This is a genomic window from Bacillus sp. FSL W7-1360 (assembly GCF_038592975.1).
Lineage (GTDB): Bacteria > Bacillota > Bacilli > Bacillales > Bacillaceae_D > Shouchella > Shouchella lonarensis.
Genome location: NZ_CP151950.1, coordinates 434,793 through 448,008, shown reverse-complemented (window position 1 = coordinate 448,008; position 13,216 = coordinate 434,793). Strand labels below are relative to the sequence as shown.

Annotated in this window: 13 protein-coding genes; 5 read left to right on the top strand and 8 right to left on the bottom strand. The window is 44.7% G+C overall.

What is annotated here, in order from left to right:
• The first annotated feature begins 169 nt into the window (after positions 1–169).
• Positions 170–538 (top strand): cupredoxin domain-containing protein, encoded by a 369-nt coding sequence (locus NSQ26_RS02210; RefSeq protein ID WP_499718996.1) that lies wholly within the window; start codon positions 170–172, stop codon positions 536–538.
• A gap of 72 nt (positions 539–610) precedes the next feature.
• On the opposite strand, the gene NSQ26_RS02205 is transcribed toward NSQ26_RS02210, so the two are convergent.
• From NSQ26_RS02205 to nadB, 5 genes are all read right to left on the bottom strand, one after another.
• Positions 611–1,423, bottom strand: coding sequence for a YhcN/YlaJ family sporulation lipoprotein (locus NSQ26_RS02205; RefSeq protein ID WP_499719964.1), 813 nt, complete (start codon positions 1,421–1,423; stop codon positions 611–613).
• Between the two features lie 131 nt (positions 1,424–1,554).
• Entirely contained in the window at positions 1,555–2,679 is a 1,125-nt protein-coding gene (gene safA, locus NSQ26_RS02200) for a SafA/ExsA family spore coat assembly protein (protein WP_499718995.1), read from the bottom strand.
• A 173-nt stretch (positions 2,680–2,852) separates the two neighbouring features.
• Positions 2,853–3,947: a quinolinate synthase NadA gene (nadA, locus tag NSQ26_RS02195; protein ID WP_499718994.1), complete on the bottom strand. Its 1,095-nt coding sequence runs from the start codon at positions 3,945–3,947 to the stop codon at positions 2,853–2,855.
• Between the two features lie 43 nt (positions 3,948–3,990).
• Positions 3,991–4,851 (bottom strand): carboxylating nicotinate-nucleotide diphosphorylase, encoded by an 861-nt coding sequence (nadC, locus tag NSQ26_RS02190; RefSeq protein ID WP_499718993.1) that lies wholly within the window; start codon positions 4,849–4,851, stop codon positions 3,991–3,993.
• Positions 4,832–6,385: an L-aspartate oxidase gene (gene nadB, locus NSQ26_RS02185; RefSeq protein WP_499718992.1), complete on the bottom strand. Its 1,554-nt coding sequence runs from the start codon at positions 6,383–6,385 to the stop codon at positions 4,832–4,834. Before nadB ends, nadC begins: the two co-directional genes overlap by 20 nt.
• Positions 6,386–6,482: 97 nt before the next feature.
• Here nadB and NSQ26_RS02180 point away from each other — a divergent pair, with 97 nt between their 5' ends.
• The 3 genes from NSQ26_RS02180 to NSQ26_RS02170 all read left to right on the top strand — a co-directional run bounded on the left by NSQ26_RS02180 (position 6,483) and on the right by NSQ26_RS02170 (position 8,362).
• Positions 6,483–7,652, top strand: coding sequence for an IscS subfamily cysteine desulfurase (locus NSQ26_RS02180; protein ID WP_499718991.1), 1,170 nt, complete (start codon positions 6,483–6,485; stop codon positions 7,650–7,652).
• Positions 7,607–8,134, top strand: coding sequence for a transcription repressor NadR (locus NSQ26_RS02175; RefSeq protein WP_499718990.1), 528 nt, complete (start codon positions 7,607–7,609; stop codon positions 8,132–8,134). Before NSQ26_RS02180 ends, NSQ26_RS02175 begins: the two co-directional genes overlap by 46 nt.
• Before the next feature lie 141 nt (positions 8,135–8,275).
• Complete coding sequence (locus NSQ26_RS02170; RefSeq protein WP_499719962.1) at positions 8,276–8,362, top strand: putative holin-like toxin; 87 nt, start codon at positions 8,276–8,278, stop codon at positions 8,360–8,362.
• Between the two features lie 255 nt (positions 8,363–8,617).
• Here NSQ26_RS02170 and obgE read toward each other — a convergent pair whose 3' ends face one another.
• Positions 8,618–9,904, bottom strand: coding sequence for a GTPase ObgE (obgE, locus tag NSQ26_RS02165; RefSeq protein ID WP_499718989.1), 1,287 nt, complete (start codon positions 9,902–9,904; stop codon positions 8,618–8,620).
• Positions 9,905–10,721: 817 nt separating this feature from the next.
• Here obgE and NSQ26_RS02160 point away from each other — a divergent pair.
• Complete coding sequence (locus tag NSQ26_RS02160) at positions 10,722–10,865, top strand: YrzI family small protein (protein ID WP_090775694.1); 144 nt, start codon at positions 10,722–10,724, stop codon at positions 10,863–10,865.
• Positions 10,866–10,901: 36 nt separating this feature from the next.
• Here the strand turns inward: NSQ26_RS02160 and hemY are convergent, their stop codons facing one another.
• Positions 10,902–12,287, bottom strand: coding sequence for a protoporphyrinogen oxidase (gene hemY / locus NSQ26_RS02155; RefSeq protein ID WP_499718988.1), 1,386 nt, complete (start codon positions 12,285–12,287; stop codon positions 10,902–10,904).
• On the bottom strand, positions 12,277–13,215 hold the full coding sequence (gene hemH / locus NSQ26_RS02150; RefSeq protein ID WP_499718987.1) for a ferrochelatase: 939 nt from the start codon (positions 13,213–13,215) through the stop codon (positions 12,277–12,279). The genes hemY and hemH overlap by 11 nt, the downstream gene beginning before the upstream one ends.
• Between the last annotated feature and the right edge of the window lies 1 nt (position 13,216).

Below are 13,216 nucleotides of genomic sequence, written 5' to 3'. Positions count from 1 at the left end.
TCTCTAAAGACGAACATCCATTTCTATTTTATCATACCGATCTGATTCCGTCACCCTGACAACATGTTCAATACAAAACAGTTTTCACATCATTTTCACAAAATGTTTTATTACCACCGTATAAAACCTATTAAAATGGAAACAAAGGATAGAAAGGAGCGTGTAAACAATGAAAGCAATGAAAAAGTTATTCATTCCATTATGCCTATTGGCACTCGTCGCTTGCGGAAATAGCAACAAAGCTGATGAAACGACTGAGCCAGCGAATGAGACGAAACAAGCAGATGAAGTGTTAACGATTCGCGCAATGAATTGGAATTTTGACAAAGAAAAATACGAGGTTCCCGCTGGAGAAGTCACCATTACATTGGAAAATACAGAGGGACACCACGGGGTTGTGATTGAGGGAACAGATGTTGAGATTAGTGGCGACGACAGCGTCACAACAACGTTAGAACCCGGCGAATACAAAATTATTTGTAGTATCCCGTGTGGCACAGGTCACACAGAGATGGTGTCTACGCTAGTTGTAAGCTAAAAGAAGTACTGAAAAACAAGATGGATTGACGCAAGGTTCTTGCGCCAAACCATCTTGTTGATTTATGAGACCTTAACGCATCGGTTGCCTTAACATATCACGCATGTCGTCAAGCATATCGGTAAATGTGTCTTCCATTTCTTCAAATGCCGTTCCAGAACGCAATTGGTCGTCCATTTTCCGCAATGTTGAAAATGCGTAATCATCAGATGTGACCGTCACATTTTTGTCTTCACCAACTAAGCGTGCTACTTCTGCTTTCACGCGTGCATGCACACCGTCATCACCATCATCTGGCACGTATCCAACAACAACATCATTGCCATGGATCATGACACGCGCTTCTATAACCCCATCAATTTTTTCAACCTCTTCTGTGATGCGGCGCACTTCTTTGCCATAGTAATCACGATGATATTGCAACGGCGTTTCGTTCATACGTTGTGTGGCGCGATGATGACCTCGCTTGTTGTATCCTTGTCCTTGAAACATCATGCCACGGTTGTCTCTCCGCCCCATTCTGTTAATAAATCCGTCTTCATCCACCATACCTACACGATTATTCCCAGTAATACCCCGCTCCTCGGGTATCACTTTTGCCCGTATGCCATCGCTTGCGCCGTTCTTATATTGATATGCACGGGTACGACTCGTATTCATCCCTACGTCATCTCGGATTGTTCGGCTATATTTGGATGTCCCTTGATTATTTTGGATTCGATTACGTTTATACCCTGCATTATAATCGTACGGATAAGCACGATCACCGTCGACAATACGCTCATCCATCTGTGTACGCGTACGTTGTGACTCCATACCTGTTGTATTTCCACAAGCCGTCAAACTACTGACAAGCACAGTCGCGCAAAGCACTGATAACGTCATTTTTTTCAATGCTCATTCCCCCCTTTCCTTTATAGTTTGCGCGTAAATTTCACTGTTAACCTGTTAGATGTTGCCTCTCCCACCAAAGGAAAAAAGCCGACGCATTCTCATCGGCTTTTCCCGTGCTTCTTTTAATCGTAATACTCATTTTTTTCATGGTAACCATTTACCATTTGGGGCGTTTGTGCCATTGGGGCATTTCGTGGCGGCTCATACATTTGCTGGTAAGCGGCGGTGGAAGCTGGTGGTCGGGTCGTTACATACGCAGGCGCCTGTCTATGGTGTGGATGCGTCTGTGGTGGTACACTTGGAGGCTGGTTGGCCATTCCAGGGGGCGGTGACGGATAACCCATTTGCCCAACATGATCTGACCTACCTTGATAAAAACCAGCGACATGTGGCGGTGCTGTATTCATTGGCGCTGGTGGTCCATTGCGATATTCCGGAACTTCTCTTCCAATTTTTTGAGGATGATACGTATTTGTTTGTTGCGATGCGCCAGGAGGAGAGCCATAATTATTTGTTGGAATACTTCTGTAGTCAACTGTTTCAGGCTGCCTAAACTGCTCATTAATATGTTGTGTCCCTTGATCTAACGCTCCGTTATACTGTGACATCTCTTGTAAAGGTAAAACATTTGTTTGTGGCGTATGGTACCTTGCCGGAGAAGGTGGTGCACTCATTTGAGGAGCCGTACCAACAGGCATTTGCATACGCATACGCATATTTTGCTGGCTTCCTCCTGATTGACTGCCTGTATTTGGATAAGATGATGGCGGATTCATTGGCATTGGGTATTGTTTTTCATTTCCATAAAATGGCGGTGCAGCAGGTGATACGCGGTGCATTTGTGCGTTTGGATAATTTGGCTGCGCCGTTCCCATATACGACCCAGATCCACAATTAGGACACGCCGGACGTGGAGGTAATGGTTGTGGCGCTCGTTGATTTGAAACGTGCGTTTGCGTCATTGTTTCTTGAGCAGATGATTGATTCATCTCATCATAAGACTGTTCATCCCGTTCTTTTGTCGAACCTTTAATGGAGATGACCGGCTCATTTTTTTCTTCTGTTGTCTGCTGTGATTCCTTACGCACTGCCACTGTACCTGTTGGCACTTTTACTTTCATGCCAGGCATTAACATTTCCGGGTTAGACAACGCATGATTCGCCTCTTTTAATTGTTCATAATCGACCTCATACTTTTTTGCCAACTTCCATAATGTATCTCCTTTTTGCACAATATGAATCCTCATGAAAATTCCCTCCTCAATTGATGTGCATGCGTTATCCAAACTGTAACAGTATTAACATGTCTTGTTTTTCTCTTAGGAATACCGGAATAACGATCCATCACCAATTTATGAACAATCATGACGACTTAGACCAAAAAAGCGTGAACATGACGTCCACGCTTTTGATGATAAATTTACACATGTGCAAGCATCCGCTTCAGTGCTAACCTGGCATCTACAGCGACTTTTTCTTCGACCTTAATTTCATATTGATACACACCTTCTTGCAATAAATCTAACGTCCACGCCAAGTGCTCTAAATCAATTCGGTTCATTGTGAGACAGGCACACATCGTTTTATTCAAGGAATAGACGTGTTTATCTTGATGAATCATCGCTAACCGATTGACCAAATTCATTTCTGTGCCCACAGCCCAAGAAGTACCAGGTGCTGCGCGTTTTAATTGCTCAATAATATAATGCGTGCTTCCCGCATCATCTGCAGCTTGCACAACTTCATACGTACATTCAGGATGAACAATGATCTTTGTCTCAGGCTCTTTCTCACGAATGGTGGCAATTTGTTCAACAGTGAACTTTTCATGGACAGAGCAATGTCCTTTCCATAAAATCACTTTAATCTCTTGCCAAGACACATCCTCCGCCATTTCTAGTTCATGCGTTAACGGATTCCAAACAGCCATTTGCGCCAGCGGAATTCCGAGTGCCGCTGCTGTGTTACGCCCTAGATGCTGATCCGGTAAAAATAATAATCGCTCCTTTTGAGAAAAAGCCCACTCAATCATCTTGGCTGCATTAGAAGAAGTCACACATGCGCCCCCATGACGGCCACAAAATGCTTTAATATCGGCAGAACTGTTGACGTATGTCAACGGCAAAATGGTGTCACCAAATTGCGCTGTTAACGCGTCCCATGCGCGATTCGTTTGCGCCATCGTCGCCATGTCTGCCATCGAACAACCAGCTTGCAAATCCGGTAACATGACCCGTTGATTTGCTGTTGTTAACATGTCAGCTGTTTCCGCCATGAAGTGCACACCACAAAAGACAATAAAAGGTGCACTTTCTTGCCCACAAAGCTGGGCTAATTGCAATGAGTCTCCTGTTACATCGGCAAATTGAATGACTTCTTCACGCTGATAATGGTGCCCGGGAATGAGTAAATCCGTGCCAAAAAATTTTTTTGCTTTTTTTATCCGTTCCTGCTTTTCCGCCATCGACATTTGCCGGTACATGTCCGGCAGGCGGGTCATTGCTGTTAATTGCATAGAAAAAACCTCCTATTAAGAATACAGAGCTCGGCGCGGGAAGTCAGACTTTCACTTTCCGGCTTCTAATTTCCAATTTCTGGATGAGCATACTTAAATCAATGGATCGAACAGAATGGGTTAGAAATCCAAGAGAGAGATAATCGACTTTCGTCCCGCGATAAAGTGGCAGCGTTTCCATGGAAATCCCTCCTGAAGCCTCCGTTGCAATCGTTTCTGGCACAAGTTGTACGTAACGTTTGATTTCATCTGGTGTGGAATTGTCAAACATGATGACGTCTGCTTGTGCTGCCACTGCTTCACGTATTTCATCTTCATTTGTCGTTTCCACTTCAATTTTTAACAATGGTCCAGCATACTGACGTACACGGGCAACTGCTTCAGCGATGGATCCACAGGCTGCAATATGATTTTCTTTTAACATGACTGCATCATCAAGTCCTTTGCGATGATTGCAGCCACCACCGATACGAACAGCGTACTTCTCCAACATGCGTAACCCTGGCGTTGTTTTCCGTGTGTCACATAAACGAATGGTTGGATCGGCCAACGTTTCCACCGCCCGCCTCGTTAATGTGGCAATGCCACATAACCGCTGTAACAAATTGAGCAACACACGCTCAATGATGAGCATTTGCTTCACCGATCCATGGACACGTAACACTTCGACACCGGCAACAAGCGACTCCCCATCTTTCATCACGTGTTTCACTGTCAATTCGGTCCCAAATTTGGTAAACATCCGTTCAACAACTTTTTCACCAGCAAAGATCCCTGCTTCTTTTGCGACAATGACTGCCTCTGCTCGTTCAGTTGTAAAAATCGCTTCTGTTGTCACGTCGCCGCGTCCAATATCTTCTTGTAAAAACTGCTCAATTTGTGTATCAAGTACAAATGTGTTCATCGCATTCCACCTGCTCATCTTTATTTACTTTAAGAAATGGCTCCTTTGTATGTTGAAAACAAACATCGACTGTACGCCACTCCGGTACTGCCTCTGGAAAATCTGTGCGAATATGGTTTCCACGTGACTCTGTTCGTTGCAAAGCCGCCTCTGTCATCAAGCAGGCAAGCTCGAACAAATGTACATCTTCCCACCATGTTTGCGCATCTACTCTTGGCGCTGCAGAAGTATTTATAAATGATTGTAACCATTCACGCATATAAAGCAGTCCTTGTCTCGTTCGTTTAATGCCAACAAACTCAGTCATATGTTGTTGTAATAACGTCCGCGTAGGTAAGGCGTGTGAAAGCGGTGGTGCCGTATGATTCAATCCCATTCGCTCACAAATTTTATATTGGTCATGCTGTAAAATATTGTTTGCTGCACGCTCGGCAAATACAAGCCCTTCTAATAATGAATTGCTTGCTAAACGGTTCGCGCCGTGCACTCCTGTACATGCTACTTCACCAACGGCATATAAGCCACCTACTGCACTTAAGCCGTTATCATCTGTTTCAACACCGCCACATAAAAAGTGAGCGCCTGGTTCAACGGGGATATACGCTTTCGTTGGATCAATCCCTGCTGCTATACAACACTTTGCAATATATGGGAAACGCTCATGAAACTGCGGCAAGTGACGCGCGTCTAAGAAAACTTCTTCGCCATCTTTGATTGCATCAAACAAAACACGTGCAACCACATCTCTGCTTTCTAACTCGCCATTCGGGTAGTTAGCTAATAGACGCTGACCGTATCTATTGACAAGGTAAGCCCCTTCTCCACGTACCGCTTCACTAACAAGTGCACCTTGCTCACTTTTTAACAAAGTTGGGTGGAACTGCACAAATTCAAGATCTTTTAACACCACCCCAGCGCGATAAGCTAGCATTAATCCATCACCAGTTGCAAACGAAACATTGGATGTCCGTGTATATAACTGACCTGCGCCGCCACTTGCTAAAATGACACATCGCGACGTAATTGCGCGCTTCGTCGTCACAACACCAATGACTGCGTTCTTTTCCACTTCAATTGACGTCACCATTTCATGTGAAAGAATTTGCACACGCCCTTGGACGTGATGCCACAAACAGTCAATGATTGCTTTTCCTGTCTGATCTTTATACGCATGCAAAATTCTACGCTTGCCATGTGCGCCTTCGTGACCGAGGACGTAGTTGCCTTGAGACTGCTCAAACGGCACGTCAAGTGCACGCAACTGTGTTGCAATATGTGGTGCCGCTTCTGTTAATTTATATACATTTTGTAAATGGTTATGATGATAACCGGCTTGAAGCGTATCCTGTGCATGATCGTGTGGATGATCGTGTGCACCAACAGCCGCTGCCATACCACCTTGGGCTAGAGAAGAGTTGCTTTGTTTCACCTCACCTTTTGTCACTAATATGACTGGGAGATGGTCTGCTAATAGATGTGCAGCCATCAGCCCTGAAACTCCTGTACCGATAATGACAACCGGAGATTGTTTCATCGACTCACCTACTTTACAGTTGTCTTGTCACCTATATTTACATAAAATAGAGGAAAAGACAATACAAATTTACGACTTTCGTGAGGAGATATAGCAAATGATTTATTTAGATTATAGCGCAACAACCCCGATGTCAGAACAAAGTTTAACCACTTATGTCGAGACAGCACGGATCGCTTTTGCCAATGCGAATAGCAACCATACTGCCGGAATCGAAGCACAAACGATCCTTTCACGTTGCCGAGCTACATTTGCCCGAAAGATCGGGCGAAGTGCAGATGAAATTTTCTTTACCGGCTCCGGATCAGAAGCAAATTTTTTAACGATCACATCACTTGCTCTCGCAAACGAGAAAAAAGGCAAACATTTGCTCACGACGAAAACTGAGCACCCCTCTGTTCTAGAAACGTTTGATCACTTGGAAAGTATTGGATACGAAGTAACCTATATTCCCGTAGATCATGCGGGTTTTCTTTGCCTATCATCATTAAAAAAGGCGATTCGTCCGACGACCACGCTCGCTTCCTTCGCCCACGCTTCTTCAGAAATTGGCACCATTCAACCGATCACTGACATTAGCGCGATTTTACGAAAACATGATATCATTTTCCATAGCGACTGTGTACAGACACTCGGGAAGATTCCACTTCCTTTACACGAGGTCGATGCAGCGAGCTTTTCTGCCCACAAACTTTACGCACCTAAAGGGATTGGTGCCGCGTATATTGCCAACCGGCATCACTGGCTCCCATTCTATACGAGAGCAAATCACGAAAACGGCTTTCGTCCCGGGACTGTCGACGTGCCTGCCATTGCTGCATTTACAAGTGCCATTGATCACGCACTGACTGTTCAGGAAACGTGTATGGATAAGCTATCGCACCTCCGTGACCACATAATCACCACATTAACAACGTCGTCCGCCTTCACACTTGTGGGCGCAAAGAAGACGCGCCTCCCGATGCACCTCGCGTTTTTAGTCGAGGGCTGGAGCGGACAACAATTTATGCTAGAATGTGATCGTCACGGCATTCAAATTGCAATTGGACCTGCTTGCCGTGTTGGACAAACCGAGCCATCTGAAGCATTAAAAGCCATTGGCATAAGTCGGACTGATAGTGACCGCTACATTCGGATCACACTCGGAGAACCGACCACCGAAATAGAAATTGAAACCATGCTACACACATTTGAAAAACTCATTACTGAAAGAGGTCACATATGGAAAACAAAAAATTACATGGAGAAAACAGACGCACAGCTTTAATTGAATGGCTCAAAGAAGCAACGAAACCGCTCCCAGGACAACTACTTGCCAAGCGCGCACGTGTTAGTCGGCAAGTGATTGTCCAAGATATGTCGATTTTAAAAGCAAAAGAGGCGCCGATTTTAGCGACACCACAAGGTTATATTTATTTAAAGGATAGGAAAACCGAACAACGCACGCGCGTTATTGCCCTCAAGCATCCTCCCGACAAAATGACGGACGAGCTGTATATTTTTGTTGATCACGGCATCACGGTGCTTGACGTCACAGTGGAACACCCGGTCTACGGTGAGATGACAGGTACCCTTCACCTGTCCAGCCGCCAAGATGTTGATCGGTTTTGCCAAAAAATGAGCGCAACAAATGCACCGCTGTTATCAACCTTGACCGATGGTGTACATTTACACCGTGTTGCTTTTGAACGGGAGGAACAGCTTGAAGCTGCACTTGCAATATTGGATCAGGAAGGATTTCTGCTATAGCTGCGTACCGTTAAAATGTGCGCGCAGTTCTTAACGAATGTTAGCGCTTTCATAATGATCTTTGCTATGTTACGATAGACTTGCAGTAACATATGGATTTCAAGGGTGGACGGCATTCCCCGTAAGAAAGGGGGTGTCGCGATGAGCGTCTTTCAGTCTTTGGTACTCATGATTACCTTTGCTGGATTAGTCGTCTCCATTATTACGTTGGCACAACGCCAAAAGTAATCCCACCCTTGAGCGTCGCAAGCCAGTGGGTGGGAAACGCCTTACTCTTGCCGTCCTCCCTTGTAGAGGAGTCCGGTTATTGCAAGCCGCAGGTGTATGACCATCTGCGGTTTTTACTATTTTATGCACTGCTCAATTTAAGTATACACGGAGCGAGTAGCGGGCGTCAATATTGTTGGAAGATATTTTGCGCAATTTTTTGATCAAACCCGAACAAGCCGGTCAGTCAAACAATACCGGCTCCTCGTTTATACCTTACTCCACAAACTCAAATTCAAACTTTAATACACGCACGAGATCCCCATCTTGCGCGCCTCGTTCGCGGAGCGCTGCATCTACACCCATCGCCCGCATTTTACGCGCAAAGCGACGAATGGACTCATCGCGGGCAAAATCGGTCATTTTAAAGATTCGCTCCAATTCAGCACCATGTACTTCAAACACACCGTCATCGCCACGCGTAATGATAAACGGCTCGATGGGTTTCTCGTGTTTATAAACGACCCGCTCCTCCGTCTCTGTTTCTTCTTCATAAAGAGGGAATTCAGGCGCCTCATCCAGTGCATCTGCAATGATGAGCAACAGCTCGCGTACACCTTCTTTTGTGATCGCAGAAATTGGGTGAACCACGACATTTTCGCCTACTTCTTCTTTAAAACGTTGTAACTGCTCTGCTACATTAGGCATATCCATCTTATTTGCAACGACAATTTGTGGTCGCTCTGTTAGACGCATATGATATTGTGCCAATTCATCATTAATCTTCCGATAATCATCAACTGGATCGCGCCCTTCTGTACCGGCTATATCCACCACATGGATAATGACACGCGTCCGCTCAATATGTCGTAAAAATTGATGACCAAGTCCGACACCCGCGTGCGCGCCTTCGATGAGACCAGGTAAGTCAGCCATGACAAAACTTCGACCATCTTGTGTATTAACAACGCCTAAGTTTGGCGTTAGCGTTGTAAAGTGATAATCCGCAATCTTCGGTTTTGCCGCTGAGACAATAGACAACAACGTCGATTTTCCAACACTCGGGAATCCTACTAAACCGACATCAGCCAGCACTTTTAATTCCAATACAATCATACGCTCTTGTCCAGGCTCGCCATTCTCCGCATGATCAGGTGCGGGATTCGCTGGCGTCGCAAATCGTACATTGCCACGACCGCCACGACCACCTTTTGCGACAACCGCACGCTCGCCATGCGCCGTCAAGTCCGCCAATAACGTACCCGTGACCTCATCACGAACGATCGTACCAGGGGGGACCTTGACAACAAGATCAGAGGCATTTCTTCCGTGCATATTTTTACTCATCCCATGCTCTCCACGTGGTGCTTTAAAGTGACGATTGTATCGAAAGTCCATTAACGTACGTAACCCTTCATTCACTTCGAAGATCACACTTGCGCCTCTTCCACCATCACCGCCAGCAGGACCACCATCCGGCACATATTTTTCACGACGGTAAGCAACCATCCCATTTCCACCGTCGCCGCCTTTCGTATACACGGTCACTTTATCAATAAACATGTTTCCACCTCGCCTAAATTCATCCTTTTTGGATGATTACCTGCACACAATTATGAGTCCTTCATATACTAGTTATTGTTGATTGCTTGTTTACACATGTATGCCAACCACATGCATGTCCAAGTGATCTTCATCAGCTAAGAAAATCATTACACAATGCGTATGCCAACAGTGAACTGCCTTGCATCTACAAAGAGAAGGTTTTTCTTATTGTTGGTTCACAACTCATACTGCACGCCTTTTAGTGTAACATAAAGCGCACCTTTTAGTCAGTCCTCTAGTTATTTTTAAAGATCAACACGGTATAAACATTGAAGCAACATCGTTGTCTTCTACCAATGAGTATATCTTATCCGAATGTTAAAACATATTATTAAGAAGTTCTTTTGACATGTCGTCAAGAATACAATATCACGTACTTGAAAAAAAGTATTTTACAAATTGGCTCAAGTCCTTTATACTGTGTATGAGAAGTCAATTCTAACACAGGAAAGGAGCGAGCCAACATGACAATGTTATTTGCATCAACACGCACACCACAACTGTATATAAGTTCATGTCCTCCTCCTTATGTCCGTTTTTTTGTGCGGAAGTGACTTTTAAAAAAGTCGCAGGGCATGCGCCTGCACTAGCATCATATGTACACCCAGACCGCAGGCATTTCTGTGGCCTTTTTGTGTGCAGAAGATGGAAAAATAAGGGAGGAGACGAACAGATGAATACAAATTGTAAACAAAAATCAAAACAACCAACTTTGAGGGAACAGGTGCTAGGGTTTACCTGAAACGGCACCTCTGTATGAAAGGAGGAACCAATCATGACTTTTTCATTTATCTTTTTCACAGTCACGATTAAAAAGCGGTCCTACTCTTCTGAAGAGCTTGAGCTCTTTGTACAAGAAGAGAAAATGGCGCAAGAGCAAGAAGCTGTGAGAAATAAATATACGCACTTCCACTGGTAAGGAAAAAAAGTGACAGGAGCTGGCGCGGGCAATGCGTCAGCTCTCTTCATGTACTAATTCTTTGGCTGCTTCTTCTCCTTGCACAACACAATCAGGTAAGCCAACACCTTGAAAAGCCGCGCCAACAACATGAACACGTGGATACATTTTGGCCATTCGTTCATAAAACATGGTGACTTCTTCAACATGACCGACTTTGTATTGCGGCATTGCCTGCTTAAAGCGCGTCACTTTATAAAAAAGCGGTGCACCTTTTATCTCCATCACCTTTTTTAAATCGCTTAACACAGCGGTCACAATGGCTTCATCAGATGCGTCGACGATGCTTTCATCTTCCGGTCTCCCAACGTATGCACGTAAAAGCGTGTAACCTTCTCGCGATGTATGCGGCCACTTTTGATCCGTCCACGTACATGCAGTAATGACTTCATCGCCACCTCTTGCAACGACAAAACCAGTTCCTTCATGTGTATTGTTTACTTGTTCATCGCAAAAAGTAAGTGCCACAGTTGCACAAGACGTCGCTTCCATGTTTTCCACGTACGAAAAAGGGGTGCGATTCACAAACAGTGCCGCCGCTTGTTTTGGTGGCGTTGTCACAATACATGCGTCATATACACACGCGTCTTTTCCATCAAATGATATACGGTATGTTCCTGATTCTGTTTTGTCTATTGCGGTAACTACTGTGTTCAAATGTAACGCATCTTTCCGCAATGATTGACTCGCTGCTGCTACAACAGATAAAAGTCCAGATCGAACGGTTAAAAACAGTCCTTGTTTTTTAGTAGTGTCACTTTTTGTCCTCGTTTCTTGTAGTCCTTTTATGACACTCCCATATGTCTCTTCAAGTGTTAAGAAGACAGGAAAGGTTGCTTTCATACTCAGTTCGTCAATATTGCCACCATAAATGCCACCAAGCAATGGTTCAATCAGGACGTCTACCATCTCGTCCCCAAACCTTGTTCGAAAAAACGTGCCAACTGATATATCCCCACCATCTTTGACCACTCGAGGAATCCTTTGTTCTTTTACAACACGCGCCTTTCCTTCTTCAGATAAAAGCGTTGTTTGCGAGAATAAATCTAAGTCTGTTGGGATACCAAGCACCGCTTGTTTTGGCGTTTCATGTAGCCTACCTTGCTTAAGCACAAACGCACTTCCACGATGATTATACGTCAAATCGTCTTCTAAACCGATACGCCTAATAAAGTCGGTCATACGTGTTTTCCTTGCCAAATAGGAGTCGGGACCACCCTCAATGACAAAGCCATCTGTGTCATATGTGCAAATCTTTCCACCCGCTCGTCCACTCGCTTCAAATACATCGTAATCACAAAAGCCATGTTCTTCTAACCAACAAGCCGCTGCCAGCCCTGTGATCCCCGCCCCAATAATCGCAATGCGTGGTTTACGCGTCATAACGAACCTCTACAAGCCGTTTCTCCACGACACTTGCAAGTACCTGCAAAAAAGCAGGATCAGCATTTGGCATCGGCGGACGGAAATAGTCTACACCTAATTCGTCGGTTACCACTTTACATTCGTAATCATTGTCGTAAAGCACTTCCAAATGTTCCGCAACAAATCCGACTGGACAATACATAAATGCCGTGTAACCAAATTGCTTATGCAAATCACGTGTCAAATCTTGTACATCCGGACCGAGCCATGGCTCAGGTGTGTTCCCTTCGCTTTGCCAACCAACTGCATAATGAGAAATATTTGCAAGCTCAGCTAATTTATCAGCTGTTTCTTGTAATTGTTGTGGATACGGATCACCTATAGCAACAATTTTTTCTGGTAAACTATGTGCTGAAAAAACGACACATGTTTTGCTTGGATCGTCTACTTTTTTCATCTCTTCTTCAATATTTGCTTGCCAATAATGTAAAAAGGATGGTGCCCCGTACCAACTTTCTATTGTATGAATCTTTGGTCCGTCAATTTCTGTTGCCATACGTAGCGCACGGTCATTATATGATTTCACGCTAAATGTAGAAAAGTGCGGCGCTAACACGAGCGACACCGCTTCTTCAATGCCGTCTGATTTCATATGTCTCACGGCATCTTCAATAAAAGGTTCAATATGTTTTAAACCAAGATATGGCACAAACTCATATTTTTCTTGGCGCTCATTAAGCACGTTCGCCAACCCATTCGCTTGCGCATCCGTAATTTCTGATAGTGGACTAATACCACCAATTGCCTCATAACGCGCTGTCAGATCAGCAAGTGCTTCTGGAGAAGGTGGTCGCCCACGGCGAATGTGGGTGTAGTAAGGTTCAATTTCTTCTTTTCTTCGTGGGGTTCCATACGCCATCACGAGCAACCCAATTTTCTTTTTCATG

Coding starts and splice junctions, on each gene's coding strand:
- NSQ26_RS02180 (WP_499718991.1), top strand. CDS start 6,483: ATGATTTATTTAGATTATAGCGCAACAACCCCGATGTCAGAACAAAGT.
- hemY (WP_499718988.1), bottom strand. CDS start 12,287: ATGACGCGTAAACCACGCATTGCGATTATTGGGGCGGGGATCACAGGG.
- NSQ26_RS02170 (WP_499719962.1), top strand. CDS start 8,276: ATGAGCGTCTTTCAGTCTTTGGTACTCATGATTACCTTTGCTGGATTA.
- hemH (WP_499718987.1), bottom strand. CDS start 13,215: ATGAAAAAGAAAATTGGGTTGCTCGTGATGGCGTATGGAACCCCACGA.
- nadB (WP_499718992.1), bottom strand. CDS start 6,385: ATGAAACAATCTCCGGTTGTCATTATCGGTACAGGAGTTTCAGGGCTG.
- nadC (WP_499718993.1), bottom strand. CDS start 4,851: ATGAACACATTTGTACTTGATACACAAATTGAGCAGTTTTTACAAGAA.
- NSQ26_RS02160 (WP_090775694.1), top strand. CDS start 10,722: ATGACTTTTTCATTTATCTTTTTCACAGTCACGATTAAAAAGCGGTCC.
- nadA (WP_499718994.1), bottom strand. CDS start 3,947: ATGCAATTAACAGCAATGACCCGCCTGCCGGACATGTACCGGCAAATG.
- safA (WP_499718995.1), bottom strand. CDS start 2,679: ATGAGGATTCATATTGTGCAAAAAGGAGATACATTATGGAAGTTGGCA.
- NSQ26_RS02205 (WP_499719964.1), bottom strand. CDS start 1,423: ATGACGTTATCAGTGCTTTGCGCGACTGTGCTTGTCAGTAGTTTGACG.
- obgE (WP_499718989.1), bottom strand. CDS start 9,904: ATGTTTATTGATAAAGTGACCGTGTATACGAAAGGCGGCGACGGTGGA.
- NSQ26_RS02210 (WP_499718996.1), top strand. CDS start 170: ATGAAAGCAATGAAAAAGTTATTCATTCCATTATGCCTATTGGCACTC.
- NSQ26_RS02175 (WP_499718990.1), top strand. CDS start 7,607: ATGGAAAACAAAAAATTACATGGAGAAAACAGACGCACAGCTTTAATT.